The 24,711-nt window shown below is 68.0% G+C and carries 28 protein-coding genes and 1 pseudogene; 10 read left to right on the plus strand and 19 right to left on the minus strand.

The features are described from left to right. The first annotated feature begins 24 nt into the window (after positions 1 to 24). Positions 25 to 624, plus strand: a complete 600-nt coding sequence (locus tag BLV31_RS01610) for a dTDP-4-dehydrorhamnose 3,5-epimerase family protein (RefSeq protein ID WP_064060551.1) — start codon at positions 25 to 27, stop codon at positions 622 to 624. A gap of 4 nt (positions 625 to 628) precedes the next feature. On the opposite strand, the gene BLV31_RS01615 is transcribed toward BLV31_RS01610, so the two are convergent. Continuing rightward, entirely contained in the window at positions 629 to 1,273 is a 645-nt protein-coding gene (locus BLV31_RS01615; protein ID WP_081263402.1) for a PIG-L deacetylase family protein, read from the minus strand. 320 nt (positions 1,274 to 1,593) lie between these two features. On the opposite strand from BLV31_RS01615, the gene BLV31_RS01620 reads away from it, so the two are divergent. Genes BLV31_RS01620 through wecC form a run of 3 tightly spaced genes read left to right on the plus strand, consistent with a single transcriptional unit; the run spans position 1,594 to position 4,902 of the window. Further along, complete coding sequence (locus tag BLV31_RS01620) at positions 1,594 to 2,841, plus strand: hypothetical protein (protein ID WP_139192925.1); 1,248 nt, start codon at positions 1,594 to 1,596, stop codon at positions 2,839 to 2,841. Then, positions 2,838 to 3,653: a WecB/TagA/CpsF family glycosyltransferase gene (locus BLV31_RS01625; RefSeq protein ID WP_064060553.1), complete on the plus strand. Its 816-nt coding sequence runs from the start codon at positions 2,838 to 2,840 to the stop codon at positions 3,651 to 3,653. Before BLV31_RS01620 ends, BLV31_RS01625 begins: the two co-directional genes overlap by 4 nt. Beyond that, entirely contained in the window at positions 3,646 to 4,902 is a 1,257-nt protein-coding gene (gene wecC, locus BLV31_RS01630; protein WP_064060554.1) for a UDP-N-acetyl-D-mannosamine dehydrogenase, read from the plus strand. The genes BLV31_RS01625 and wecC overlap by 8 nt, the downstream gene beginning before the upstream one ends. 111 nt (positions 4,903 to 5,013) lie before the next feature. Here wecC and wecB read toward each other — a convergent pair whose 3' ends face one another. The 3 genes from wecB to BLV31_RS01645 form a co-directional block, all read right to left on the minus strand. Continuing rightward, on the minus strand, positions 5,014 to 6,171 hold the full coding sequence (wecB, locus tag BLV31_RS01635; RefSeq protein ID WP_064060555.1) for a non-hydrolyzing UDP-N-acetylglucosamine 2-epimerase: 1,158 nt from the start codon (positions 6,169 to 6,171) through the stop codon (positions 5,014 to 5,016). 155 nt (positions 6,172 to 6,326) lie between these two features. Beyond that, positions 6,327 to 7,589, minus strand: coding sequence for a serine--tRNA ligase (gene serS, locus BLV31_RS01640; protein ID WP_064060556.1), 1,263 nt, complete (start codon positions 7,587 to 7,589; stop codon positions 6,327 to 6,329). 11 nt (positions 7,590 to 7,600) lie between these two features. Further along, positions 7,601 to 7,993, minus strand: coding sequence for an ankyrin repeat domain-containing protein (locus BLV31_RS01645; RefSeq protein ID WP_006553426.1), 393 nt, complete (start codon positions 7,991 to 7,993; stop codon positions 7,601 to 7,603). A gap of 36 nt (positions 7,994 to 8,029) precedes the next feature. Between BLV31_RS01645 and BLV31_RS01650 the strand changes: the two genes are divergently transcribed. Together BLV31_RS01650 and BLV31_RS01655 are read left to right on the plus strand one after the other, a co-directional pair. Then, positions 8,030 to 9,088 carry a septum formation family protein gene (locus tag BLV31_RS01650; protein ID WP_033097889.1) on the plus strand — a complete coding sequence of 353 codons (1,059 nt, stop codon included), beginning with the start codon at positions 8,030 to 8,032 and terminating at the stop codon, positions 9,086 to 9,088. A 13-nt stretch (positions 9,089 to 9,101) separates the two neighbouring features. Further along, positions 9,102 to 9,440, plus strand: coding sequence for a metallopeptidase family protein (locus BLV31_RS01655; RefSeq protein WP_033097890.1), 339 nt, complete (start codon positions 9,102 to 9,104; stop codon positions 9,438 to 9,440). A gap of 27 nt (positions 9,441 to 9,467) precedes the next feature. Here BLV31_RS01655 and BLV31_RS24885 read toward each other — a convergent pair whose 3' ends face one another. The 9 genes from BLV31_RS24885 to BLV31_RS01695 form a co-directional block, all read right to left on the minus strand. Next, positions 9,468 to 9,629: a hypothetical protein gene (locus tag BLV31_RS24885; protein WP_016933301.1), complete on the minus strand. Its 162-nt coding sequence runs from the start codon at positions 9,627 to 9,629 to the stop codon at positions 9,468 to 9,470. A 123-nt stretch (positions 9,630 to 9,752) separates the two neighbouring features. Further along, positions 9,753 to 10,040 carry a putative quinol monooxygenase gene (locus BLV31_RS01660; protein WP_024102663.1) on the minus strand — a complete coding sequence of 96 codons (288 nt, stop codon included), beginning with the start codon at positions 10,038 to 10,040 and terminating at the stop codon, positions 9,753 to 9,755. A gap of 87 nt (positions 10,041 to 10,127) precedes the next feature. Beyond that, entirely contained in the window at positions 10,128 to 10,526 is a 399-nt protein-coding gene (locus BLV31_RS01665; protein WP_170318549.1) for an NUDIX hydrolase, read from the minus strand. 49 nt (positions 10,527 to 10,575) lie between these two features. After that, on the minus strand, positions 10,576 to 11,358 hold the full coding sequence (locus BLV31_RS01670; protein ID WP_282956084.1) for an SDR family NAD(P)-dependent oxidoreductase: 783 nt from the start codon (positions 11,356 to 11,358) through the stop codon (positions 10,576 to 10,578). Beyond that, positions 11,358 to 12,515 carry an acyl-CoA dehydrogenase family protein gene (locus BLV31_RS01675; protein ID WP_064060557.1) on the minus strand — a complete coding sequence of 386 codons (1,158 nt, stop codon included), beginning with the start codon at positions 12,513 to 12,515 and terminating at the stop codon, positions 11,358 to 11,360. The genes BLV31_RS01670 and BLV31_RS01675 overlap by 1 nt, the downstream gene beginning before the upstream one ends. Before the next feature lie 6 nt (positions 12,516 to 12,521). Beyond that, positions 12,522 to 13,505, minus strand: a complete 984-nt coding sequence (locus BLV31_RS01680; protein WP_019290366.1) for an NAD(P)H-dependent flavin oxidoreductase — start codon at positions 13,503 to 13,505, stop codon at positions 12,522 to 12,524. A gap of 38 nt (positions 13,506 to 13,543) precedes the next feature. Further along, the gene (locus BLV31_RS01685; RefSeq protein WP_064060558.1) at positions 13,544 to 14,194 is read right to left on the minus strand and encodes a TetR/AcrR family transcriptional regulator; all 651 of its coding nucleotides are present in this window, start codon (positions 14,192 to 14,194) and stop codon (positions 13,544 to 13,546) included. Between the two features lie 31 nt (positions 14,195 to 14,225). Further along, positions 14,226 to 14,987: a 3-hydroxyacyl-CoA dehydrogenase gene (locus tag BLV31_RS01690; protein WP_019290368.1), complete on the minus strand. Its 762-nt coding sequence runs from the start codon at positions 14,985 to 14,987 to the stop codon at positions 14,226 to 14,228. Positions 14,988 to 15,041: 54 nt separating this feature from the next. Next, on the minus strand, positions 15,042 to 16,235 hold the full coding sequence (locus BLV31_RS01695) for a thiolase family protein (protein WP_064060559.1): 1,194 nt from the start codon (positions 16,233 to 16,235) through the stop codon (positions 15,042 to 15,044). 172 nt (positions 16,236 to 16,407) lie between these two features. Between BLV31_RS01695 and BLV31_RS01700 the strand changes: the two are divergent. Continuing rightward, a pseudogene (locus BLV31_RS01700) lies at positions 16,408 to 17,148 on the plus strand (alcohol dehydrogenase catalytic domain-containing protein). A 10-nt stretch (positions 17,149 to 17,158) separates the two neighbouring features. After that, complete coding sequence (locus tag BLV31_RS01705; RefSeq protein WP_064060560.1) at positions 17,159 to 17,938, plus strand: enoyl-CoA hydratase; 780 nt, start codon at positions 17,159 to 17,161, stop codon at positions 17,936 to 17,938. 61 nt (positions 17,939 to 17,999) lie between these two features. Here the strand turns inward: BLV31_RS01705 and BLV31_RS01710 are convergent, their stop codons facing one another. Then, positions 18,000 to 18,575: a TetR/AcrR family transcriptional regulator gene (locus BLV31_RS01710; RefSeq protein WP_006553414.1), complete on the minus strand. Its 576-nt coding sequence runs from the start codon at positions 18,573 to 18,575 to the stop codon at positions 18,000 to 18,002. Positions 18,576 to 18,645: 70 nt separating this feature from the next. Between BLV31_RS01710 and BLV31_RS01715 the strand changes: the two genes are divergently transcribed. Further along, positions 18,646 to 19,221 (plus strand): dihydrofolate reductase family protein, encoded by a 576-nt coding sequence (locus tag BLV31_RS01715; protein WP_064060561.1) that lies wholly within the window; start codon positions 18,646 to 18,648, stop codon positions 19,219 to 19,221. A 40-nt stretch (positions 19,222 to 19,261) separates the two neighbouring features. Here the strand turns inward: BLV31_RS01715 and BLV31_RS01720 are convergent, their stop codons facing one another. From BLV31_RS01720 to BLV31_RS01735, 4 genes are all read right to left on the minus strand, one after another. Continuing rightward, a complete protein-coding gene (locus BLV31_RS01720; RefSeq protein WP_006553412.1) occupies positions 19,262 to 19,897 on the minus strand; it encodes a TetR/AcrR family transcriptional regulator in 636 nt (211 codons plus the stop codon). Between the two features lie 92 nt (positions 19,898 to 19,989). Beyond that, a complete protein-coding gene (locus tag BLV31_RS01725; RefSeq protein ID WP_037217338.1) occupies positions 19,990 to 20,652 on the minus strand; it encodes a histidine phosphatase family protein in 663 nt (220 codons plus the stop codon). A gap of 2 nt (positions 20,653 to 20,654) precedes the next feature. Then, complete coding sequence (pheA, locus tag BLV31_RS01730; protein ID WP_064060562.1) at positions 20,655 to 21,581, minus strand: prephenate dehydratase; 927 nt, start codon at positions 21,579 to 21,581, stop codon at positions 20,655 to 20,657. 73 nt (positions 21,582 to 21,654) lie between these two features. Next, a complete protein-coding gene (locus BLV31_RS01735) occupies positions 21,655 to 22,317 on the minus strand; it encodes a hypothetical protein (RefSeq protein ID WP_019290373.1) in 663 nt (220 codons plus the stop codon). Between the two features lie 108 nt (positions 22,318 to 22,425). On the opposite strand from BLV31_RS01735, the gene BLV31_RS01740 reads away from it, so the two are divergent. Further along, positions 22,426 to 23,193, plus strand: coding sequence for a DUF2470 domain-containing protein (locus tag BLV31_RS01740; RefSeq protein WP_064060563.1), 768 nt, complete (start codon positions 22,426 to 22,428; stop codon positions 23,191 to 23,193). Positions 23,194 to 23,225: 32 nt separating this feature from the next. On the opposite strand, the gene BLV31_RS01745 is transcribed toward BLV31_RS01740, so the two are convergent. After that, entirely contained in the window at positions 23,226 to 24,527 is a 1,302-nt protein-coding gene (locus BLV31_RS01745; protein ID WP_037217341.1) for an MFS transporter, read from the minus strand. Positions 24,528 to 24,711: the final 184 nt, after the last annotated feature.

Raw genomic sequence — 24,711 nt, forward strand, 5'->3', positions numbered from 1 at the left:
CCGTAGACACGAGGGAGACCTGCGATGCGTATCGACATCACCGACCTGGCCGGTGTTCTCGTTCTCCACCCCGAACCGTTCCGTGACGATCGAGGCCTGTTCACCCGCACCTTCGACGCGACCGAATTCGACGCCTACCTCCGGAGCCGTCCGGATTCGCCGGCCGTCCGGGCATGCGACTTCGTGCAGGACTCGCAGTCCCGCTCGGTCCGGGGCGTCGTACGTGGCATGCACGGTCGCTCCGGGGACGGGGAGGCGAAACTGGTGCGCTGTGCACATGGAGCGATCCACGACGTGCTGGTCGACATCCGTCCCGGATCGCCCACTTTCGGCCGCTCACAGGCATTCCTGCTCGACGACGTCGAGTTCGCCCACCTGTTCGTCCCGCCGGGATTCCTGCACGGTTTCCAGGCGCTGGCCGACGTCACCGACGTCTGTTACCGCATCGACCGCCCGCACGATCCGCGTGAGGATCTCGCGGTGGCACACGACGATGCGGATCTCGGCATCGTCTGGCCACTGCCGGTGACGACGATCAGCGCACGTGACGCCGCTGCCGGCAGCTGGAAGGACCTGTTGGCCGGGCTCACCTCCTCGGAGAACCCGGCCGACGTGTTGTGGTGAATGCTCAGGCGCCCTGCCCGCCGAACCGGACGACCGCCTTCTCCAGGACGAACGCCTCGGCGTGCGGGTACCGGCACTGCACCCCGCGGAGACGGGACAGGCCCAGGAACGACTCCTCGTCGAACCAGTCGTGATCGGTCTGCGACGGATAGTGCTTGAGCAGCACACGCGCCTTCTCCGCCGCGACATCCCTGGTGAGCGGGTGGTACACGGCGGTGGCCGGCGTGTCCGCCTCCCACTTGAGGATCTCGTAGCCCAGGACCAGGTGGTCGCGGAAGACCGTCGGCACCATCTCGGCGAGCAACCGATGGTCCTGATGCGCGTCGGCGCGCTGCGGAGCGAACACCACGTCGGGTTCGGTGTGGTAGCGGAAGGACTGGAGTGCAATCTTGATTCCCTCCCAGTACCCCGGGGCACGCCCGTCCGGGATGTCCAGTACGCGGACCATCACGTCCGCTCCGGGGCACATGGCCCGCAGCGCGTGGTTCTCCTCGATCTCGCGCGGGGTGTCGCCGCCGGAGAGGACGAAGGCACGCACCCGCAGGTTCGGGCACGCCGCCGACAGGGTCAGCAGTGTTCCGCCGACCCCCATGGCGATGTCGTCGCAGTGGGCGCCGAACAGCGCGACCTCGCGGACGTTGCGCGGCATCAGCTCGATCACGACTCCCACACCCCCTCGGTGCTGCGGCCGGGAGCGCAAACGACGGGAGACAGAAGCACTTTCATGATCAACACCTTGTCTTCGGCGACGGAGGCCAGGCTGACGGAAGACCCCGCAGAGGAATGTCGATGGGTCCGAGATTTCGATCGTGGTTCCCACTAAAACACATCCGGAGTCCGCCAACAAGGCTTAAACAAACTCTAGGACTTTTTCTGGCGCAGTAGCTATCCTTGCATCAGTTTATTTCCGCCATCCACAGACTTTCATCCACTCCACGGACACGGCATTCGTCCCGCGAAGGAGTCCCCATGAAGATTGCGGCAGGACTGCACAAAGATCACGCACCCCCGCGGAGCGGCAGCGACCCTGTACCGCCGCGGAGCGGCAGCGACCCTGTACCGCCGCAGAGCGGCACCGACCCTGTACCGTCCCGGACCGGCACCCGACCGGAGACGGCCGTACGCGTCATCCAGTTGACCGATCTCGCCGTACGCGGGCTCACCCGGATGTACGACGGGGACGGCTTCCCCCAGACCGCGCGTGGCGCGAGGACATCGTTCGGTACCGAACTCCGGCTCGAGGGGCGGAGCACGCGCTACACCTCGATCGCCGCCCTCGGACTGCACCTGCTGCCCGAACACGCACAGCGGAGCGCGCTGCACGGAGACACGGCCGCGGAGCTCGCCCGTCGCACGGGGATCCGGGCCCGCGGTCACCGCGACACCGGCGCCCTCGCCCTCGCGGTGTGGGCCTGCGCCGAGATCACCGGTTCGGTCGACTCCGCGCTCTACGAGGAACTCCGGAGCCGGTGCGAGAGCGGCAGCCCCCTGGCGACGGTCGACGCGTCCTGGGCCCTCACCGCCGCACTCGCCGCGCGCACACAATTCGATTCCGGTGGTCTCGTGCAGACGCTGAAGCGACGGATCCTCGCCGCGCAGGGTCCCGGTGGTCTCTTCCCCCACATGATCCCCGTGGGCACGGGCAGCAGACTGCGCCGGCACATCGGGTCCTTCGCCGACCAGGTCTATCCCCTCCAGGCACTCGCCCGGACGGCCGCGGCGACAGACGACGACGTCGCGTTCGCCGCGGCGAACGCGTGCGCCACCCGGATCTGCGCGCTGCAGGGCGAGGCCGGCCAGTGGTGGTGGCATTACGACTCGCGTGGGCACAGCGTGGTCGAGCGCTTCCCCGTCTACAGCGTCCATCAGCACGCGATGGCGCCGATGGTGCTGTTCGATCTTGCCGCAGCCGGCGGTGACGACCACACCGCCGCGATCGAACTCGGGATCGACTGGCTGCAGAGCCATCCCGAGACGCTGGCCGATCTCGTCTGCGAGTCCCAGGACGTCGTCTGGCGCAAGGTCGGCCGGCGCGAACCGCGCAAGGCCGCCAGATCTCTGGCTGCCGCGACCACCGCGCTGTGCCCGGGTTCGGAACTGCCGGGACTCGATCGGCTCCTTCCCGCCGGAGTCGTGGACTACGAATGCCGCCCGTACGAACTCGGCTGGATGCTCTACGCGTGGCTGCCGCGCAACGAATTCGGAGGAACCCGATGACCGCGAACCCCACCACCGACGTCCCCACGGCGACGACCCTGTTCGGGATGCCGCTCGACGCCGTCACGATGGACGAGGCCGTGGCGCGATGCCGCGACGCCCTCGAACGCCGAGAACCGATGACCGTCGGAGTCGTCAACGCCGCGAAGACCGTTCGTCTCCGCAAGGACACGGCCCTGCGCGAATCCCTGCTCGAGTGCGACATACTCCTCGCCGACGGGCAGGCGGTCGTGTGGGCGGGCAACCTCCTGGGATATCCGCTACCCGAACGCGTCGCCGGAATCGACCTGTTCACCTCGCTCCTCGCGACGGCCGACGCCGAACACCGCTCCGTCTATCTGCTCGGCGCGGAGCAGTCGGTGCTCGACGCCCTCGTCGACGTCCTCACCACGAAGTACCCCGGACTCCGGATCGCCGGCGCCCACCACGGTTACTTCGACGAATCGGAGGAGGTGGCGATCGCCCGGGCCATCCGCGAATCCCGGGCGGACATGCTGTTCCTCGGCATGCCCTCTCCTCGCAAGGAGAACTTCCTGCGGCGCTGGGAGGACGTGTTGGACGTCCCGATCCGTCACGGTGTGGGTGGCTCGTTCGACGTTCTCGCCGGGATCACCAAGCGCGCACCCGAGCGGTGGCAACGCGCCGGCATGGAGTGGGCCTACCGCCTCCTACAGGAACCGCGCCGGATGTGGCGGCGCTATCTCACCACCAACACCGCCTTCCTGATCCTGCTCGCCCGCGAGCGTTTCCGCACCACCCCGCCCTATCCGCGTCCCGAGAAACTCCCGACCCCGAGGAAGCATCATGGCTGACACATTCAGCGGCACCGTCGCCGTCGTCGGACTCGGCTACATCGGTCTGCCGACGGCCGTCGTCCTCGCGACCCGCGACGTCGACGTCATCGGTGTGGACATCGATCCCCGTATCGTGTCGGCCGTCTCGCGGGGCGAGGTGCCGTTCGCCGAACCCGATCTCGCGGTGAGCCTGGCCGGCGCCGTGGCCATGGGGACGTTGAGCGCGACCGACACCGTTCCCCTCGCCGACGCGTACATCATCGCCGTGCCGACACCGTTCAACGCCGACCACACCGCCGACCTGTCGTACGTGCGGCGGGCGACCGAACAGATCGCCCCACAGTTGCGCGGCGGGGAGATCGTGGTGCTCGAATCGACGTCACCACCCGGCACCACCGAGAGCGTCAGCCGGTGGTTGTCCGAACTGCGGCCGGATCTCCGTCTCCCCCACACCGACGAGGGTCTGCCGGACATCCACATCGCCCACTGCCCCGAACGGGTGCTCCCGGGACGCATCATGATCGAGATGATCACGAACGACCGGGTGGTCGGCGGGATCACGCCGCTGTGCGCTCAGCGCGCCGCCTCGATCTATCGCGTCTTCTGCCAGGGCGAGATCTGCCTGACCGACGCCGCGAGTGCCGAGATGGCGAAGCTCGTCGAGAATGCCTACCGCGACATCAACATCGCCTTCGCCAACGAGTTGTCGTACGTCTCGGACGAACTCGAACTGGACGTCTGGGAGGTCATCCGCCTGGCGAACCGCCATCCCCGGGTGAACATCCTCAGTCCCGGCCCCGGTGTCGGCGGGCACTGCATCGCCGTCGACCCGTGGTTCATCGTCGGCGCGTCGCCGGGTTCGGCGAAGCTGATCCGCACCGCACGCGAGATCAACGATTCCAAGCCGAACTACGTGGCCCAGCAGGTCATCGAAACCTGTACGCGCTTCAAGAATCCGACGGTCGCGTGTCTGGGACTGACGTTCAAGGCCAACGTCGACGACATCCGGGAGAGCCCGGCGCTGCACGTCGTCGAGCTCATCGCCAAGGCGTTGCCCGACGTCGAACTCCTGCTCGCCGACCCGTTCGTGCACGAGGTGCCCGACACCCTCGCCGGATACGAGAGCGTGCGCACCGCGCGGTGCCGGGACGCCATCGCCGCGGCGGACATCGTCGTCGAACTCGTGGACCACGACCAGTTCCGGTCGCTGTCGCGCAGTCTCCTGGCGGGCAAGGTCGTCTACGACACCCGCGGGGTGTGGCGCTGAACCCACGAGAATCCGGCACCCACGAGAGTACGGCCGGTAGGTGTTCTCACACCTACCGGCCGTATTCCTTTCGGGCGACATTCCTTTCGGACTGCGCGGTATCCGGATTCGTCAGTAGGAGCCGACCGCCTCGACGGGCGCGAACTCCGAGGGGCGGGGTCCGAGGCCGAAGAAGTGCTCGATCGCCGCCACCGAACGCTGGGCGGCGCTCCCGTCGCCGTACGGATTGACTGCGCGGGCCATCTCGTCGTACGCCGCGGGCCGGGTGAGTAGCCGGGTGACCCAATCGACGATGAGCTCCTCGTCCGTCCCCACCAACCGGACGGTTCCCGCCGTGACGGCTTCGGGCCGCTCGGTGGTCTCCCGCATCACCAGGACGGGCTTGCCGAGACTCGGTGCCTCTTCCTGCACACCGCCGCTGTCGGTCAGCACGATCGTCGACGCCGCCATCGCGAGCGCGAAGTCGCTGTAGGACAGCGGATTCGTCACCACCACGTTGTCCAGGCCGGCGAGGGGCGGGAGGAGGACCTCCCGCACGATCGGATTGAGATGTGCCGGCAACAGGAAGGCCATGTGCGGGAACGCGCGGGCCAGACGGGCGATGGCCCGCGCCGAGCACGCCATCGGTTCGCCCCAGGACTCGCGCCGATGCGCCGTGATGAGAACCATCGGACGATCCAGCAGCGGAGCGAGATCCGGATTGTCGAGCGAGGGTTGCTGCGAGGTCACGGTGTAGAGCGCGTCGATCACCGTATTTCCGGTGACGACGATATCGCCGGGATCGATCCCGTCCGCCAGGAGATTGGCGCGGGAGGTGGGGGTGGGCGCCAGGTGCAGCGACGCCAGTTGCGAGGTCAGGCGTCGGTTGAGTTCCTCGGGGAAGGGGTTGTAGCGATCCCCCGTCCGGAGTCCGGCCTCGAGGTGCACGAGCGGCACCTGACAGTAGAACGCCGCGAGGGCCGCGGCGAAGCAGGTCGTCGTATCTCCTTGGACGAGAACCGCACCGGGTTTCTCCCGCGCGATCACATCCGACACCCCGCCGAGGGCCTTGGCCGTGATGGCCTCGAGCCCTTGCCGTTGGGTGAGGATGTCGAGGTCGTGGCTCGGTTCGATACCGAACAGGGTGTTGACCTGGTCCAGCATCTCGCGGTGCTGGCCGGTCACTGCGACAACGGGTTCGAGTACTTCCGATCTCTGCAGGGCGGTGACGACCGGCGCCATCTTGATCGCCTCGGGACGAGTTCCGTAGACCACCAAAACCTTCTCCATCGCCCAAGAATAACGTGAAATAAGTACTTCAGGACCGTTTAAATCCTAAAAACCAACTTTCAGTTCGTTATGCTCGGACGGACACACGAAAACGGCTCCTCACCGCGGGCGCAATGAGGAGCCGTCGTCGAGGCTGTGCTGTACCGCTGGACGGATCAGCCGGCGGGTTCGAGCACCTCGCGTCCCACGAACGGGACGAGAGCCTCGGGCACCTTGACCGAACCGTCGACCTGCTGGTGGTTCTCGAGCAGCGCGACGAGCCAGCGGGTGGTCGCGAGCGTGCCGTTGAGGGTCGCGGCGGTCTGCGGCTTGCCGTTCTCGTCGCGGTAGCGGATGTTGAGGCGACGCGCCTGGAAGGTCGTGCAGTTCGACGTCGACGTGAGCTCGCGGTAGCGCTCCTGCGTGGGCACCCAGGCCTCGCAGTCGAACTTGCGGGACGCCGACGACCCGAGATCGCCGGCGGCGACGTCGATGACGCGGTACGGCACGTCGATGGCGGCGAGCATGTCGCGCTCCCAGGCCAGCAGACGCTCGTGCTCCGCCGCGGCCTCCTCGGGGCGGCAGTAGACGAACATCTCGACCTTGTCGAACTGGTGCACGCGGATGATGCCGCGGGTGTCCTTGCCGTAGCTGCCCGCCTCGCGACGGAAGCACGACGACCAGCCCGCGTAGCGCTTCGGCCCCTTCGACAGGTCGAGGATCTCGCCCGAGTGGTAGCCCGCGAGCGGCACCTCGGAGGTGCCCACGAGGTAGAGGTCGTCCTCCTCGAGTCGGTACACCTCGTCGGCGTGCCGGCCGAGGAAGCCGGTGCCCTGCATCACCTCGGGGCGCACGAGCACGGGCGGAATCATCATGGTGAACCCGTTCGCGGTGGCCTTCTGGGCGGCCAGCTGCAGCAAACCCAGCTGGAGCAGCGCGCCGTAACCGGTGAGGAAGTAGAACCGGGCACCGGAGACCTTCGCGCCGCGCTCCATGTCGATGAGCCCGAGCGACTCGCCGAGCGCGAGGTGGTCCTTGGGTTCGAAGTCGAAGGTGGGCAGCTCGCCGACGGTCTCGAGCGTGACGAAGTCGTCCTCGCCGCCGGCGGGCACGCCGTCCTGCACGACGTTGGAGATCGCGAGGTGCGCGCGATCGAAGGCCTCCTGCGCGGCGTGCTGCTCGGCCTCGAGTTCCTTGACCTTCGCAGCCAGCTCCTTGGCGCCGTCGAGCAGCGCGGGGCGCTCCTCGGGAGACGCCTTGCCGACCTTCTTGCCCAGGGCCTTCTGCTCGGCGCGTGCGTTGTCGCCGGCGAGGACAGCGGCGCGACGGGAGGCGTCGGCCTCGAGCAGCACGTCGACGAGGCCCGGGTCCTCTCCCCGCATGCGCTGCGACTCGCGGACGGCGTCGGGATTCTCGCGGAGGAACTTGAGGTCGATCACGGAATCGAAGCCTACCGCTGCCAGAGTTCCAGGTAGTCGTCGCGCCCGAACATCTTCGCTGTGTCCTCCGCGGTGGGGTGCCCGTGACGCGGGTCGGCACCGGCCTCTGCGAGCACCCGCACCACTGCCTCGACGCCCTTGAAGACCGCCCCCGAGAGAGGCGACTGGCCGCGGTCGTTGAGCCGGTTCACGTCGGCTCCCCGCTCGACCAAGACCTGTACGGCCTCGGCATGACCGTGGTAGGACGCCAGCATGAGCAGCGTGTCGCCGGTCTCGTTGGTGAGGTTCACCGGTACTCCGGCGTCGACGTACGCGGTGAGGGTCTCGACGTCTCCCTGGCGGGCGGCGTCGAAGGTCTGCTTGGCGATCTCGAGAATCTCGGGATCGATCGGGTCGTCGGCCATGAGCCGAAACTACCTGCGTCCACTCGAACAGGCATGATGGAAGTGATGGCCGAAGACAACAAGCCCAAGCCCGACCGGCGCCCGCCCTCGGCGCGGTTGACCCGACGCGCCCTCGTGCTCGTTGCGGCCGGTGCCGTCCTGGCGGCGATCGCGACGTTCGTCGTCGCGGGGTTCCAGGGCGCCGGCGGCGGGGACGACAGCGCCGGCGCCAACATCAGCACGACCGGCGCGGTCGCGGGGGAAGCGTTCGGTACCGCCACCACCGGCGATTGCCTGACCTGGAGTGCTCTCGACGCGAGCGACCTCGCGAAGGTCGACTGCGCCGAGACGCATCTGTTCGAGGTGGTCGCCGACATCGACCTGAGCCTGTATCCCGGCACCGAATGGGGACCGGGATCACGCTTCCCGTCGGTCACGCGCTTCACCGAGCTGCGCGACGAGCAGTGCGCACCCGCCGCGATGGACTATCTCGACGGCCGGTTCGACCCGCATGGCAAGTTCAGCATCGGCCTCATCAACCCCGGCGAGGCGGGCTGGGCGGCCGGCGAACGCACGCTGCGGTGCGGTCTGCAGTTCTCGTCGACCACCGGCAACCTGCTCCCCATCAAGGGCCGGGTCGCCGATCAGGACCAGTCGCGGGCCTGGGACGTCGGCGTCTGCATCGGCATCAACAACGGTGTGCCTGCCGACCCGGTGGAGTGTTCCAAGCCGCACGCCTTCGAGGTCGTCGCGGTCGTCGACCTCGGTGGGCAGTTCCCGGGCGGTCTGCCGAGCATCGAAGACCAGGACGGCTATCTCGAGGAGACCTGCACGCGCCTGGTCAACGAGTACCTCGGCGAACCCGAGGCTCTGCGCAACAAGACCCTCACGTTGTTCTGGGACAACCTCGACTACGACAGCTGGCTCGCCGGCAGCCGCAAGGTGAACTGCTCGATCGGCAAGCAGGTCGAGGGGGGCGGATTCTCGTCGATCACCGGCAGCGCCAAGGGCGACATCCTCATCGACGGCCAGCCGCCCGTGCCGCCGCCGCCCGTGCCGGAAGGCCGGTCGCTGCCGACGCCGCTGCCGGGCGCCGTTCCCCTGCCGGGGTCGTGACGTGCCGGTGCACATGGAGGACGAGCACTTCGAGGAGCTCGTCTCGGAAGCGCTCGACGAGATCCCCCGCGAACTCGCGCGGGCGATCGACAACGTCGTGGTCCTCGTCGAGCCCCGCCACGAGGAAGAACCCGACCTGCTGGGTCTGTATCAGGGCGTCGCGCTGACCGAGCGCGACAGCCACTACGCGGGATCGCTACCGGACACGATCACGATCTACCGCGACGCGATCCTCGACATCTGCGAGAGCGACGACGACGTCGTGCACGAGGTACTGGTCACTGTCGTCCACGAGATCGCGCACTATTTCGGAATCGACGAAGAGCGCCTCCACCAGCTGGGCTGGGGCTGAGGCGCTCTTCGCGATCGGTACCGGGTGCTACTTGTTGCGGGCCGCGGTCGCCTTGTCGAGGCGGGGTCCCTTGGCCTTGCGCTGACCGAAGTGCGGGCTGAGCGTCGACACGACGAACATGATGACGGTTCCGACAGCGACGACGGCCACGGTGAGCCACACGACGATGACGCCGAAGAGTTCCAACATGCCCGGTTACCTCCACAGTCGATGTCACTTCGAGGCGAAAGGCACACGTCCGCCCCGGGGGTCACCCTACCGTCCGCGTTCCGCCGGGTGACGACCGACTCCGCCCGCGCTCCGATGGGGGACTCAGAGGGTGGTGAAGTGCTCGAGCTTCGGCGCTCCCGCCAGGAGGGGTCCGAGTTCGGTGATGGCACCCTCGCCGGCGCGGAACTTGCGGTAGGCGGCGTCGTGCTCGGCCGAGCGCCACTTCTCCACGACCACCCAACGGGCCTCGTTCTTCTGATCCACAAGGATCTCGATGCCGTCGCATCCGTCGAACTGTCGCGTCTCGTCGAGCACGCGGGTCATGACCTTCTTCGCGTCGTCGAGGGAGTCGGCCTTGAATTCGAGTTCGAGCAGAGCGGTGAGCGCCATGGGAGACCTTCCGTGATGTGCGAGGTGACTGCTCTCATCACATTTCCCCATGGATGAGAACTGCGCAATACCTCTGCGGAAACAGGATTATCGGGAGGCCGAGGCGAGAGCGGGAAGGACGTGGTGCTCGAGCAGCGGCGCGAGATCGTCGGGCAGCGGAAGGGCCGCCGGGTCGAGCCAGCGCGTCTCCGCGATCTCCGCGGCGGCGCCGGCGACCTCCACGAGCGGGTGTTCGTAGACGGTTCCTTCGAGCCGGTAACCGGGCTCGTTGGCGGCCTCGGCGTCGAAGACCCCGACGAGACGCAACGACGACAGATCCAGTTCGGCGCCCAGTTCCTCGGCGCACTCGCGCACGGCGGTCTCGGCGGGGGTCTCCCCCGGATCCGGCTTTCCTCCGGGCAGCATGAACCGCGACGTGTTCCGCTTCCGCACGGTGAGCACCTCACCGGCGGCGTTGCGGAGAACGACGGCGCTCACTCTGATCACACGGTCACGAATCGCGGGGTGCTGGTTCACCGGACCAGCTTAGGACCGGTCAGAACATGCTGTAGCCACCGTCGATGAGCGTCGTGTTGCCGGTCTGGAAGGACGACGCATCGCTCGCAAGATAGACGGCGATGCCTTCGAAATCCTCCGGGGTGCCCCACCGGCCGAGCGGCACACGGCCGATGACGTTCGAGTTGAAGACGTCGGACTCCTGCAGCGGACCGGTCATGTCGGTGGCGAGCCGGCCCGGCAGCACGCTGTTGACCCGGATCCGGTGACGCGCGAACTCGACGGCACAGCCGTTCGCGAGCGCGAGCACCGCGGCCTTACTCGCCCCGTACGGCTGGTTGCGTCCGGCGCCCTGCAGCGCACCGAGGCTCGACGTGACGATCATCGAACCCCCGGTGCCCTGCTCGACGAGCACACGCGAGGTCTCCCGCATCGTGAAGAACGCGCCGTCGACGTTCGTCGCCATGACGGCGCGGTACCGCTCGGTCGTCGACTCGTGGAACTTCTGCAGCGACGACCAGATGCCGGCGTTGACCACCACGATGTCGAGCCCACCGAAGTCGTCGACGAGCGCCGCGACACCGTCGGTCACGGCCTGCTCGTCGGAGACGTCGACCCTGCGGGTCGCCACACGGCCGGCGAACCTCCCGATGTCGGCCGCGGCCTTCGCGAGCTTGTCCTCGCTCCGGCCCCACAGGGTGACGTCGGCGCCGGCACGGGCGAGACCCCGGGCCATGCCGAGACCGATCCCCGCGGAAGCACCCGTGACGAGAGCGCGCTTGCCTGTGAGGTCGAAGATCGAATCCCTCTTCCCTGAAACGATTACGCGTACCCGGCAGCGATGTCGCGGCCGATGATCTCCTTCATGATCTCGGTGGTGCCACCGTAGATCGTCTGGATGCGTGCATCGACGTAGGCGCGCCCGATCGGGTACTCCATCATGTAGCCGTACCCGCCGTGCAGCTGCACGCAGCGGTCGACGACGCGCTTCTGCAGTTCGGTCGCCCACCACTTGGCCTTCGACGCATCCACCGGTGTGAGCTCCCCGGCGTTGAGGGCGAGTACGCACCGGTCGACATGCGACTCGGTGATCTCGATCTCGGTGAGCATCTCGGCGAGCGCGAACCGGGTGTTCTGCAGGTCGCCGATGTGCTTGCCGAACGCCTTGCGCTCGAAGACGTACTGCGCGGTCCACTCGTAGGCGGCCCGCGCCGAGGTGATCGCGCTGACGGCGATACCGATGCGTTCGAGGGGCAGGTTCTCCATCAGATGCACGAAGCCGCGACCCTCGGTGCCGAGGAGGTTCCCGGCGGGGACGCGGGCGTCCTCGAAGACGAGCTCGGCGGTGTCCTGTGCGGCGAGACCGACCTTGTGGAGTTTGCGGCCCCTGCCGAAACCGGGGGTGTCGCGCTCGACGACGATGAGCGAGAAGCCCTTCGACCCCGCATTCGGATCCGTGCGGCACACCACGATGACGAGATCGGAGTGGATTCCGTTGGTGATGAACGTCTTCTGTCCGTTGATCACCCACTCGTCACCCTCGCGTACGGCGGTGGTCTTCACGCCCTGCAGGTCGGATCCGGCGCCCGGTTCGGTCATGGCGATCGCGCCGATTCGTTCGCCGGTGGCGAGTGCCGGCAGCCAGCGCGCCTTCTGGTCCTCGGTGCCGAGGTGGAGGATGTACGGGATCGCGATGTCGTCCTGCAGTGCGAGTCCGGCGCCGAAGGAGGTCGTTCCGGTGCGCGCGATCTCCTCCTGCACGATGTGCCGGAAGCGGTAGTCGGTCACGCCCGAACCGCCGAACTCCTCGGGTACCCCGAGGCCGACGATGCCGGACTTGCCCGCGGCGATCCACGCCGACCGGTCGACGAGGCGCTCCTCCTCCCACCGCTCGTAGTTCGGTTCGATCTCGCGGGCGAGGAACTCGCGCACGGTCTCCCGGTACGCCTCGTGATCGTCGTCGAAATGGGTGCGTTTCATGGCTTCCTAGGCGTTCACGCGCGACATCATGCCGCTCAGACGCTCCGCGATGAGACTCTCGGCGTCGGCGACGATGCGCTCGACCAATTCCCCCGCGGTGGGGATGTCGTGGATGATTCCCTGGACGGTACCGACCGTCCAGATGCCGGCCTCGGGATCGCCGTTCTCGTAGACGAGGCGGCCGCGGGCACCGGCGACGAGTTCGCGCACGTCCTCGAACTGTCCTCCGCGGTCGAGGATCTCGACGACCTCGCGACTGACGGTGTTGCTCGCGACGCGGGCGGTGTTGCGCAGCGGACGGAAGATGAGCTCGGTGTCGGTCTCACTCGCCGCGACGATGGCTTCCTTGATGGTGCGGTGGATCGGCGATTCCTCGGTGCACATGAAGCGGGTGCCCATGTTGATGCCGTCGGCGCCGAGCGCGAGGGCCGCGACCAGACCACGACCGTCACCGAAGCCGCCGGAGGCGATCATCGGGATGGTGATCTTCTCGGCCGCGGCGGCGATGAGCACGAGGCCGGGGACGTCGTCTTCACCGGGGTGCCCGGCGCATTCGAAACCGTCGATGCTGATGCCGTCGACACCGATGTCCTGCGCCTTGACGGCGTGCCGGACGCTGGTGCACTTGTGCAGCACCTTGATTCCGGCAGCGTGGAAGTCGGGCAGGTGCGGCGCGGGATTCGATCCGGCCGTCTCGACGATCTTCACACCGGAGTCGATGATGACCTGGCGGTACTCCTCGTAGGGCGGCGGGGTGATCGCCGGCAGGATCGTGAGGTTGACGCCGAACGGCTGGTCGGTGAGCTCGCGGGTGCGCTCGATCTCCTTCGCGAGATCCTCGGGGGTCGGTTGCGTGAGAGCGGTGATCATGCCGAGCGCGCCGGCATTGGCGACCGCAGCGACGAGTTCGGCGCGGCCGACCCACTGCATCCCTCCCTGCACGATGGGATGGCGGACGCCGAAGGTTTCGGTGAAGGCGGTGGTCAGCACGGCATGGACTCCTTGCGTGGAGGTGGTTCGAAAGACTCTCAGGCGGCCGGGTGGCCCACGACCCGCAGTGCGATCATGATGTACCGCTGGGCAACCTGAGCGGGAGTGAGGGGACCACCGAGCTGGTACCAGCGGACGATGGACTGGAACATCCCGAGGAGAGCGCGCACGGCCTCCTCGACGTCGTCGACGTCGAACACCTGCTGTTCGACGCCCTCGCGCACCAGGTCGAGCATCATCAGCTCGAGACGCTTGCGGGTCGCGGCGTAGGTCCGGCGGTTCTCCGGGGAGATGTGGCGCACTTCGGAATCCAGGCCCGAACGCTGTGCGCGGTGGGTCATGTTCAGCACGATCGCCTCGACGGCGTTGACGAAGCGGGCGACCGGGTCGTCGCCGCCGTCCGCGACCGCGGCCGAGACACGGCCGATGAGGTCGAGGACGGCGGCGTCGAGCAGCGTGACGAGAACGGCTTCCTTGTTCTCGTAGTGGTAGTACAGCGCGGGCACCGTCACGCCGACCCGGCCGGCCAGGTCGCGGACGGTGGTGCCGTGGAAGCCGTTCTCGCTGAACGCTTCCAGGGCGTGTTCGAGGATGGGGTCGAGCTCCAGAGGCTGGAACTCGCGCCAGTCGGCGGACTGCACGTCCGCGTGGGGCGTGTCGGATTCCTCGGCCTCGTACGCCGGGGTCATCGACCCCCTCCTCTCACAGTCGGTGCTCGGGTCAGCGCGGAGCCATGCGGATCGCGCCGTCGAGGCGGATGACCTCGCCGTTGAGCATCGGGTTCGAGACGATGTGCGCGGCGAGGGCACCGTACTCGGACGGATCGCCGAGGCGGGCCGGGTGCGGCACCTGCGCGCCGAGCGAGGCCTGGGCCTCCTCCGGCAGCGAGCCGAGCAGCGGAGTCTTGAACAGGCCCGGTGCGATGGTGACGACGCGGATGAGCAGCGACGCGAGATCGCGGGCGATCGGCAGGGTCATGCCGACGACACCGCCCTTGGACGCCGAGTACGCGGCCTGGCCGATCTGGCCGTCGAAGGCGGCGACGGAAGCGGTGTTGATGATGACGCCGCGCTCGCCGTCGATCGGCTCGGTCTTCGCGATGCGCTCGGCGGCGAGACGGATGACGTTGAACGTGCCGAACAGGTTGACGTCGACGACCTTCTTGAACGCGTCGAGCGGGAAGGCACCCTTCTTGCTGACGGTCTTGATCGCGTTGCCGATGCCGGCGCAGTTCACCGCGACACGCACGGGTCCGAGCGACTCGGCGACATCGAGGGCCTCGGTGACGGCGGCCTCGTCGGTGACGTCGGCGGCGACGAAGCGGACGCGGTCGCCGAGTTCCTTGGCGATGGTCTCACCGTTGGACGACGGCAGATCGATGATGACGACCTGGGCACCGTCGTTCAGCAGGGCCTTGACGGTGGCGAGACCGAGGCCGGAGGCACCACCGGTGACGACGGCGACGCTGTCGTTGACGATCATTGATTACCCTTTCGAGAGTGGTTGCGGTTCGGAGATCCTCGAGACTTCGAGAAGTCAGAGACGTTCGATGATGGTGGCGTTGGCCATGCCCGCGCCCTCGCACATCGTCTGCAGACCGTAACGACCGCCGGTGGCCTCGAGGTGGTTGACGAGGGTCGACAACAGACGGGTGCCCGACGAGCCGAGTGCGTGGCCGAGCGCGATCGCGCCACCCCACGGGTTGAGCTTGGCCGGATCGGCACCGAGTTCGTGCGCCCAGGCGAGCGGCACGGGCGCGAACGCCTCGTTGACCTCGTAGGCGTCGATGTCGTCGATGCCCAGACCCGCGCGGGCGAGCACCTTCTGCGTGGCCGGGATCGGGGCGGTGAGCATGAAGACCGGGTCGTCGCCGGCGACGGAGAACGAGTGGAAGCGGGCGCGCGGGGTCAGGCCCAGCTTGTTCGCCATCTCCTCGCTCATGATGAGCGCGGCCGACGCACCGTCGGTGAGCGGCGACGAGTTGCCGGGGGTGATGACCCACTGCGCCTCGGGGAACCTGGCGGCGTACTCCTCGGTGTAGAAGGACGGCTTCAGGCCGGCGAGGCCCTCGGCGGTGGTGGAGGCGCGCATCGTCTCGTCGACGGTGTGCTCGACCTGCTCACCGGCTGCGTTCTCCACGGTGATCGGGACGATCTCCTTGTCGAACCGGCCGGCCTCGTGGGCGGCGGCGGCGCGCTGGTGCGACTGCGCGGAGTAGGCGTCGAGCGCGTCGCGGTCGAACTTCCACTTCGCAGCGATGAGCTCGGCCGAGATGCCCTGGTTGACCAGGCCCTCGGGGTAGCGGGCACGGATGCTCGGGCCGTGGGTGTCCTTGCCGAGGGTGGCGGTGCCCATCGGGATGCGGCTCATCGACTCGACACCGCACGCGATGACCATGTCGTAGGCACCGGCGATGATGCCCTGCGCGGCGAAGTGCGCGGCCTGCTGGCTCGATCCGCACTGGCGGTCGATGGTGGTCGCGGGCACCGACTCGGGGAAACCGGCGGCGAGGAGCGCGGTGCGCGAGATGTTGAGGGACTGCTCGCCGACCTGGGCGACGCAGCCGCCGATCACGTCGTCGACCTGCGCGGGGTCGATGTCGTTACGCTCGACGAGCGAGCGCAGGACGTGGGCGAGGAGTTCGACGGGGTGGGTGCCGGACAGGGCACCACCCGGCTTGCCCTTACCGACAGCGGTACGGACGACGTCGACGATGACAGCGTTGGTCATGACGATCCTTTCGAAAGTGCAGCGTGCGGGCCGGAGACGTTCCCAGCGGCGTACTTATCGATCGCTAAAAGCTCTACCACGGACTTAGCGCTCGGTCAATGATCTCTGAGAGCTAGCGCACGCTAAGCCACTCTGATAGTGATGGATCACGACCCGAGTCGAGGAGACGCCCGTGCGCGCAGCGCAATTGACCGAACACGCCGGCCCCGACGCCGTCCGCGTGACCGACATCCCCGAACCCGAGGCAGGCGATTCGCTCGTCCTCGTCGACCTACACGCCGCCGGCGTGCCCTTTCCCGATCTGTTGCAGACGACCGGCGGCTACCAGATGGTCCGGCCGCGGCCGTGCGTGCTCGGCGCCGAAGCAGCGGGCATCGTCCGCAGCGCACCCGAGGGCAGCGGCCTCACCGCCGGACAACGCGTCGCCGTGCTGTCCATCGACGGATCGTGGCAGCAGACCGTCGCACTGCCGCGCGAGCTGGTCTTCCCGCTGCCCGACAGCGTGTCGCTGACCGCGGGCGCCGGGATGCTCATGAACTCCTTCACCGCGCACTTCGCGCTCGACGAGCGCGCCCGGTACCGGGCGGGTGAGACCGTCCTCGCCCACGGTGCGCCGGGTGGACGGGCCGTCGTTCTCGGATTCACCGGCGGCAGCATTCCCACCGTGAAGGTCAATCGCCTTCTGCTGAAGAACATTTCGGTCGTCGGCGCGGGGTGAGGCGAGTACCTCCGCACCGACCCCGGCTACCCGGCGCGGCAGTGGGCCGCACTCGAACCGCTGCTGCGCGACGGGACGCTCGTCGTCCCCGAACCCACCCTCCATCCCCTCGACGAAGCTCCGGCAGCACTGCGTTCGCTCGAGAACCGTTCCGCGACCGGCAAGGTCGCGCTCGACCTGACGTCCCGACCCTAGGAGAACAGCCATGACCGACGACCTGCCCGGTGTCGACACGACCGTCGACGACGGCGTCCTGCGCGTCACCCTGAACCGTCCCTCGCGGATGAACGCCGTGAAGACCGAGACGCTCGAGGCGATCGCCGATGCGTTCGAGAAGTACGCCGACGATACCTCCGTCCGGGTCGCGGTGCTCACCGGCGTCGGTCGCGCGTTCTGTTCCGGCGCCGACCTTTCCGGTCGTGACCTGAGCGCTCCGCCCTCCGCCGACACGATCGACGCCGCCAACCGCGCGGTTGCCGCGATCCGGGTGTTCCCCCGGCCGGTCGTCGGAGCGATCAACGGCGCGGCCGCGGGTGTCGGCGTATCGCTCGCTCTGGCATGCGATCTCACCGTCGCAAAGGAGTCGGGATACTTCCTGCTGGCCTTCACCCGGATCGGTCTGATGCCGGACGGGGGTGCGTCCGCGCTCGTCGCCGCGTCGATCGGTCGCGCGCGGGCGCTGAAGATGGCCCTGCTGGCCGAGCGACTTCCGGCCGGTGAAGCGCTGGCCTCCGGACTCATCTCGGACGTCTACGCGGACGACGAATTCGACAGTGCGGTCGAGACTCTCGTGCATCGGCTCGCCGACGGCCCGTCGACCGCCTTCGCTTCGACGAAGAATGCGATCAACGACGCGACGCTCACCGAACTCGACCACGCCTTCGCCCGCGAGCGCGAAGGGCAGCTCGTCCTGCTCGGCAGCGCCGACTTCACCGAGGGTGTTACGGCCTTCCAGGAGAAGCGCACCGCGAACTTCCGTCGTTGAACCGTCGACGATTTCGGTGGATCCGGCCTCGCTGAGCGGGGTCGGATCCACCGAAGTCGTTTCAGGCGTCGGGGATCACGCGTTCGACGGCCGCCCGCACCAGTTCGGCGACACGGTCCTCGTCGACGATCCCGGGGAGGGTGAGTCGGTCGAGCACGAGCCAGTTCAACGCGAGATAGAGCAGCACGACGGCGTTCTCACCGCCCGGCAGGCCGGAGTGCCGGTAGTTGGCGATGTTGAAATCCAGGTCGGCGCGCACCCGCTCGGTGAGCAGGGCCTGCAGTTCGGGCCGTCGGGTGGCTTCGAGGCGTAGTTCGAGGAGCGCGAGATAGCCGGCGCGGAACCGGATGAGCCGGTCGACCACCTCCGTCATCAGCTCGATCATGGATTCGCGGGTCTGCGGCGCCTGCGACTGTGCCATGACCTCGTCGGCGGGCAGGAGCCGCTCGTAGTAGCGGTGACCCACCTGGACGAGCAGGTCGTCGCGGTTGGCGAAGTAGTTCGACGCCGTCCCCGTCGGGACCCCTGCCTCCTTGTCCACCGCGCGGAAGGTCAGCCCGCGCGCACCGTCGCGCGCCAGCACCTCGATCGAGGCATCCAACAAGGCCTGTCGTCGTTCCGGATTCGTCCGAACCACTTGACACCACTCCATATGTAGTACTACCTTCAAACCACTTCATCCATAGTACTACGAATGGCGGTCCACCATGCGAAAGCTCGTCTACTACGTGGCAGTGACCCTCGACGGCTATATCGCCGGGCCGAACGGGGAGTACGACTTCTATCCGATCTGCGACGACATGGCAGCGGCGATGAGCGCGAGATATCCGGAAGCCGTCCCCACCGCGCTCCGCGAACAGGTCGGCATGCCGGTCGACACGCCGAACAAGGAATGGGACACGGTGATCATGGGGCGCGGTGCCTACGAACCCGGTCTCTCGCTGGGACTCACGAGCCCGTACAGCCACATGCAGCAGTACGTCGTGTCCCGCACTCTCGCGCCGGTCGACGATCCGCAGGTTCGGATCGTCGGCACCGACCCGGTCGAGCTGATCCGAAAGCTGAAGGCGGAAGAGGGGCTCGACATCTGGCTCTGCGGTGGCGGCAACATCGCGGGGCAACTGTTCGCCGAGATCGACCGGCTGATCTTCAAGAGCTATCCGGTGATCGCGGGCGACGGCATCCCGGCACTGTCGGGCAACTTCGTCCCCACGCGATTCGACGTCACCGCGCGCGAGGAGTTCAGCAACGGCACGCAGGTCACCTGGTTCGACCGACGCTGAACTTCGACCGCCGAAGTTCGATCGACACCGGATCCGGCCGTCAGACCCCGACGGTCTTGAGGGCGATACCGACGTACTTCTGCGCGACGGCCTCGGGGCTGAGCGTGCCCTCCGCGTGGTACCAGCGCGGGATCGACTGGCACATGCCGAGCAGGGCACGCGTGGTCTCGGCGGGATCGTCCACGTCGAACACGCCCGCGGCGACACCCTCCTCGACGATCTGACGCACCAGCTGCTCGACGCCCTTGCGCACCGCACGGTAGCGCTGGCGGTTCTCGGGGCTCAGGTAGCGGGCCTCACCCTCGAGCGCGGCGAGGCGGGCCCGCAGGGTCATGCGCAGCACAATCGCCTCGATGACGTTGGACAGCCTGCGCACCGGGTCGCCGTCGGCGTCCTCGGCGGCGGCGTGGGCTCGGGAGAGCACGTCGCTGGTCGAGAGCTCGAGAAGGGCGATGAGCAGCCCTTCCTTGTTCTCGTGGTGGTAGTAGAGCGCCGGGACGGTGACGCCGACGCGGCGCGCGATTTCCCGCACCGAGGTGCCGTGGAAGCCGGTCTCGTAGAAGGCGTCGAGGGCAGCGGTGAGGATGGGACTGAGCTGCATCGGTTCGAGGATGCGCCAGTCCGGGATCGCCTCACCGTTGGTGAGGGTGTCGGCCCCGTCGCTCGAAGCACCCATGAAACCGCACCTACCTACCGATCGCTACTTCATACGGACGCCCCGAGGATACCCGTACGTTTTGCGCTCGAAGGATCGAAAGGTGGGCGGTATCACCCCATCGGGTCGTCGGCACCACCGCGCGCGGTGTCGTGGAAGGGCGCGAAGAAGGTTCCCCAGCGCGCGCACTCCCAGCCACCGCCGGCCACTGGCACCAGCTCGACCGTCTCGGTGTTGGCCAGGTGGTTGGTGATGGCGAAGCCGGACGGCACCTTCCCCAGATAGGCGGCGACGAGCCGGATCGCGGCACCGTGACTGACGACCACGACGTCACCCGAACCGGCATCGAGATAGTCGCTGCGCAGCGACTCCAGGACGGGCAGGTACCGGTCGAGCACGTCGAGCGCCGACTCACCGCCCGGGACCCGCGCCCGCAGGTCGCCGTTGTGCCACTCCTCGTAGACCTTCATGAACAACTTGTGCGACTCCTCGTCGCTGCGGTCCTCGAGCTCGCCGACCTGCACCTCGTGCACGCCCTCGCGGACGACCGTCTCGAGCGACACCACCGGTGCCGCGTGCTCGGCCGTCTGCCGAGCGCGGAGCGCCTGCGACGCGACGAGCAGCGACGGCGTCTGCTCGACGAGGTTCTTCCCGAGCGTGCGGGCCTGTTCGACGCCGAGCTCGGTGAGCTCCGCGCCCGGGAGTTTCGTATCGAGCCTCCGGGCGACGTTCGCCACCGTCTGGCCGTGCCGGGCCAGGATCAATCTGCCGCTCACCGTCAGTCCTCTCCGCGCCGCAGTCGGTCGAGCCACCGCGCATCCTCGTCGTCCGACACGGGTGGGACACCGTGTTCGGACACAGCGGGCCACGATCCGAGGAACCGCACCTGCGCGAAGCGGTGCAATCCCTGCAGCGCCTCGGCGACCAGCGCGTCGTCGATGTGACCCACACAGTCCAAGTGGAAGAAGTAGGTGCCGTATTCCCTGCGGGTCGGCCGGGACTCGATACGCGACAGATCGATTCCGCGCGTGGAGAACTCGGTGATGGCGCGCACCAGCGAGCCGGGCTCGTTGGGGAGTTGCAGCACCACCGAGGTGCGGTCGACACCGGTGCGCTTCGGCACGGGCCGCGGCCGCGTGATGAGCACGAAGCGGGTGCGGGCGCCCTCGAAGTCGGCGACCTTGTCGGCGAGGACGGACAGGCCGAGCCGCTGTCCGGCGAGCGCCGTGGACACCGCCGCGTCGACCTTGCCGGACGCGACGTCCTCGGCGGCTCCCGCGTTGGAGGCCGCGGTCACGACCTCGGCGTCGGGCAGGTGGTCCTCGATCCAGCGACGCACCTGCGCTGCGGCCACCGGATAGGCACCGATAGTGCGGACACGATCGCGGGTGATCCCTTCGCGGGTGACCACCGTGAACGCGATGTCGAGTTCGACCTCGGACACGATCTGCAGGCGCGGCCCGAGCGCGAGGGCGTCCATGGTGGGCGGCACCGAACCCTCGACGGAGCTCTCGATGGGGACGACGGCACCGTCGGCCTTCCCGTCGCGCAGGAGTTGCAGGGCAGCGGGCGGGCTGGCGACCGAGACGCGCTCGACGTCGGCGGATCCGTCGCCGAGCACGTCGAGTGCACCGAGGCTCTCGAAGCGGTCGAGGGCCATCTCGGTGAACGTTCCCGAGGGTCCGAAATAGGCGATACGTGGCACGTGTACGAGGTTACGCATCGGTCGTGACGGGAAGGCGGACTCTGCGTGAACCGCACCCGAGCGGTGGCCCGTGTCAGTCGGTGGTGAGGTCGAGCGCCTCGAGCTCCCGAACGACGGCGTCTGTGTCGTCGACCTCGACGACCAGCAGGATCTCCCGCACCGCCGCGGCGGCCTCCGGTACGAGTCGCCGGAGCCGGGCCACGTCGGGAGTCCCGAGGGCTTCGCGGACGTCGAAACCGCTCAGCGCCGCGACGGTGGCGGAGAGTAGGGCGACGACGTCGTCGGTGCCGGTCGCGCGGGCGGCGTAACCGGTGTCGGCGTGGGCGAGGACGGAGAGGAAGTCGGCGACGGCGTCGCCCCCGCGACCTGCGGTCAGGCCGGGGATGTGACCGGCCTCGGTGAGCGCGCGGGCGGCGTCGGCGAGCGCGGCGTCGGGCACGTGCGGGTAGACGACCAGCGGTGCCGGCGCGGTGATCGCGAGAACGTCCTCGAGGTCCTCGGCCGTGCAGTCGACCTGATACCGGACCGGACGCCACCCGGCGGGCGAGGGGAGTTCGGCCGAGGCGTCGAGCTCGACGACAAGTTCGCGGGTGGGTGATCCGGTGACGGCAGCGGCCGGGACGATCGGCGGGGCGAGCGTGCGGCCGGTCGCGGCGAGGGCGTCGGTGAGGCTGTCGTGCCGGTGTGTGAGCAGCGCGTCGAGCAGTCCGCGGGGCTCGTCGCGGGACGGCGGCATTCCGAGGGGAAGTGGGATCGGCACCGATCCAGGCTACCGATGGACCACTTGCGACCGCGATCACAATGACTTAGGTTTGCCTCACCTACATCGAGAAGGAGGGTTGGCATGCAGACCACCACATCCGTCATCCCCGCGCCGACCACGGCCGAACGCGTACGCACCGCCCTCATCCGCGCCGACACGACGCAGCTCGCGATCGACGGCTGCGGTCCACTCCCCACCTCGGTTCATCATCTCCTCGACGACGGGCAGGTCGCGGTGGTCGTCGCCGAGGACAGCCTCCCCGTCGCACTCGCCTGGCAGTCCGGCAGCGCAGGCATCCCCGCCATGCTCGAGCTCACCGACCACTCCCCGATCGCCCTGCGCAATCCGGTCCGGTCGCTCATCTGGCTCAGCGGCACCCTGCGTCCCGTGGAGCATCCGCGCCGGGTCGCCGCCGAGATCGCGGAGATCCTGCCGCATCCCGAACTCCTCGACGTCGGACACCGCTCCGAACTGCTGTGCCTGACGCTCGACTCCGTCGTCGCCGCCGACACCACCGGGGCCGAGGCCGTCGACGTCGCCGACGTCCTCGACGCCGCTCCCGACCCGTTCGCCGCACTCGAGACCGGGTGGCTCCAGCACCTCGAAGAGGACCACGCCGACATCGTGCGGCAGATCGCGCGACGCATCCCGCCCGCGCACCGCGGCGGACGAATCCGCCCCCTGGGCCTCGACCGCTACGGACTGCGGCTACGCGTCGAGTCCGAAGGCGACGACCACGACGTGCGGATCCCCTTCCACGAACCGGTCGACGATCCCGCCGCCCTGAGCCGCGCGCTGCGCCTGCTCGTCGGCTGCCCCTTCCGAAACGGACTGCCGCCGCGCACCTGAGCGGTACGCGGCGGCAGGGATCATCCGAATGATCAGACCTTCTGCAGGTCGATACCCTTCGTTTCCTTCATGATCAGCGCAGCGATGCCGGTCGCGACGCACAGCACCATGATGTAGACCCCGAAGACCCAGCCGATGTCCCAGCCGGTGAGCAGCTGATTCAGGTAGGGCGCGGTGCCACCGAAGACCGCCACCGAGAAGGAGTAGGCGAAGCCGATGGCCTGGGTACGCAGGCGGGTCGGGAAGCTCTCCGACAGGGTGCACGACAGGATCGCACCAGGGATCGACACGATGAGCAGGGCGAGAGTGGTCGACACGAGCAACGTCCACCCGGCCGACGTGATCATCGACGTCAGCGGGATCTGCAGCGCGAACATGAGGACCGCGAAGCCGCCGAGCATCGGGCGCCGGCCGATCCGGTCGGAGAGCAGACCCCAGAAGGGCAGCGAGACCAGCGCGATGACCTGGGCGATGACGAGCATCCAGTAGGCGGTGTCGGCGTCCATGCCCTTCTGCGTGATCGCGTACGTCGAGACGTACGAGGTCCACGTGTAGTGCGCCGCCGTGACACCCGAGGTCATGCCGATCATCAGCAGGATCGCACGCACGACCACCTTGCGCGGGATACGCGGTTCGTCGACCCGGGTCTCCTGCTGGTCGAAGACCTCGCTCTCCTCCATGCTGCGTCGCAGGTAGAGGGCGAACAGCGCCAGGAAGAAGCCGAGGAGGAACGGCACGCGCCATCCCCACTCGCCCACGGCGCTCTCGGAGAGCGTCGAGGTGACCGCTCCGCCGATCGTGTACGCGAGCACGGAACCGCCGAAGATCGCGACGAAGGCGACGCTGCCCCACATGCCGCGGCGATGCGGCGGCGCGATCTCGCTGACATACGAGTAGGCGGTCGCCGACTCGCCACCGTGCGCGAAGCCCTGCACCACGCGGGCGAGCAGCAGAAGCACCGACGCCCACACGCCGATCGACGAGTAGGTGGGCATGAGCCCGATGACGAGGCTGCCACCGGCCATCATGAGCATGGTCGTGACGAGCACGAACTTGCGGCCGCGCTTGTCGGCGATGCGGCCGAACACGATGCCACCGAGCGGTCGCATCAGGAATCCGACGGCGAAGACCGCGAGTGTGGACAGCAATGCCGAGACCGGATTGTCGCTGTTGAACATCGCTGCGGCGATGAACGGAGCGAACACAGCGTAGGCGCTCCACTCGTACCACTCGAGGATGTTGCCCACGGAGCTGGCGAGAAGAGACTTCTTCTTCGATGCGAGAGTCACCGAAGTTGTTGCAACAGAATTCTTCTCAGATGTTTCGATGTTCATGTCCCTACTTCCGGGTCGCAGATTCCCCTCGGCCCCCAAGGCCCCTATCCGCACCCGAGCGATCGATCGGTCGGGCGATGTGAAGTGTGATGGGTCACATGGACCGCTGTCAAATTGGACACATCACCGCGAACCGGTGGGGCGCCTCTCCGCGGCGAAAGGACCGGCCACGCAGGGTCCGGCA

Origin of the sequence: Rhodococcus pyridinivorans (assembly GCF_900105195.1) — a bacterium.
In the GTDB taxonomy this organism is placed as follows: domain Bacteria; phylum Actinomycetota; class Actinomycetes; order Mycobacteriales; family Mycobacteriaceae; genus Rhodococcus; species Rhodococcus pyridinivorans.

What these genes read in the sequence shown, in the direction of transcription:
- wecC (WP_064060554.1), top strand. Translation starts at nt 3,646, where the DNA reads ATGGCTGACACATTCAGCGGCACCGTCGCCGTCGTCGGACTCGGCTAC.
- wecB (WP_064060555.1), bottom strand. Translation starts at nt 6,171, where the DNA reads ATGGAGAAGGTTTTGGTGGTCTACGGAACTCGTCCCGAGGCGATCAAG.
- BLV31_RS01690 (WP_019290368.1), bottom strand. Translation starts at nt 14,987, where the DNA reads ATGATCGTCAACGACAGCGTCGCCGTCGTCACCGGTGGTGCCTCCGGC.
- BLV31_RS01615 (WP_081263402.1), bottom strand. Translation starts at nt 1,273, where the DNA reads ATGCCGCGCAACGTCCGCGAGGTCGCGCTGTTCGGCGCCCACTGCGAC.
- BLV31_RS01715 (WP_064060561.1), top strand. Translation starts at nt 18,646, where the DNA reads ATGCGAAAGCTCGTCTACTACGTGGCAGTGACCCTCGACGGCTATATC.
- BLV31_RS24885 (WP_016933301.1), bottom strand. Translation starts at nt 9,629, where the DNA reads ATGTTGGAACTCTTCGGCGTCATCGTCGTGTGGCTCACCGTGGCCGTC.
- BLV31_RS01645 (WP_006553426.1), bottom strand. Translation starts at nt 7,993, where the DNA reads ATGGCCGACGACCCGATCGATCCCGAGATTCTCGAGATCGCCAAGCAG.
- BLV31_RS01675 (WP_064060557.1), bottom strand. Translation starts at nt 12,515, where the DNA reads ATGAAACGCACCCATTTCGACGACGATCACGAGGCGTACCGGGAGACC.
- BLV31_RS01720 (WP_006553412.1), bottom strand. Translation starts at nt 19,897, where the DNA reads ATGGGTGCTTCGAGCGACGGGGCCGACACCCTCACCAACGGTGAGGCG.
- BLV31_RS01625 (WP_064060553.1), top strand. Translation starts at nt 2,838, where the DNA reads ATGACCGCGAACCCCACCACCGACGTCCCCACGGCGACGACCCTGTTC.
- BLV31_RS01650 (WP_033097889.1), top strand. Translation starts at nt 8,030, where the DNA reads ATGGAAGTGATGGCCGAAGACAACAAGCCCAAGCCCGACCGGCGCCCG.
- BLV31_RS01655 (WP_033097890.1), top strand. Translation starts at nt 9,102, where the DNA reads ATGGAGGACGAGCACTTCGAGGAGCTCGTCTCGGAAGCGCTCGACGAG.
- BLV31_RS01740 (WP_064060563.1), top strand. Translation starts at nt 22,426, where the DNA reads ATGCAGACCACCACATCCGTCATCCCCGCGCCGACCACGGCCGAACGC.
- BLV31_RS01620 (WP_139192925.1), top strand. Translation starts at nt 1,594, where the DNA reads ATGAAGATTGCGGCAGGACTGCACAAAGATCACGCACCCCCGCGGAGC.
- BLV31_RS01660 (WP_024102663.1), bottom strand. Translation starts at nt 10,040, where the DNA reads ATGGCGCTCACCGCTCTGCTCGAACTCGAATTCAAGGCCGACTCCCTC.
- BLV31_RS01610 (WP_064060551.1), top strand. Translation starts at nt 25, where the DNA reads ATGCGTATCGACATCACCGACCTGGCCGGTGTTCTCGTTCTCCACCCC.
- BLV31_RS01735 (WP_019290373.1), bottom strand. Translation starts at nt 22,317, where the DNA reads ATGCCGCCGTCCCGCGACGAGCCCCGCGGACTGCTCGACGCGCTGCTC.
- BLV31_RS01695 (WP_064060559.1), bottom strand. Translation starts at nt 16,235, where the DNA reads ATGACCAACGCTGTCATCGTCGACGTCGTCCGTACCGCTGTCGGTAAG.
- BLV31_RS01745 (WP_037217341.1), bottom strand. Translation starts at nt 24,527, where the DNA reads ATGAACATCGAAACATCTGAGAAGAATTCTGTTGCAACAACTTCGGTG.
- BLV31_RS01705 (WP_064060560.1), top strand. Translation starts at nt 17,159, where the DNA reads ATGACCGACGACCTGCCCGGTGTCGACACGACCGTCGACGACGGCGTC.
- BLV31_RS01685 (WP_064060558.1), bottom strand. Translation starts at nt 14,194, where the DNA reads ATGACCCCGGCGTACGAGGCCGAGGAATCCGACACGCCCCACGCGGAC.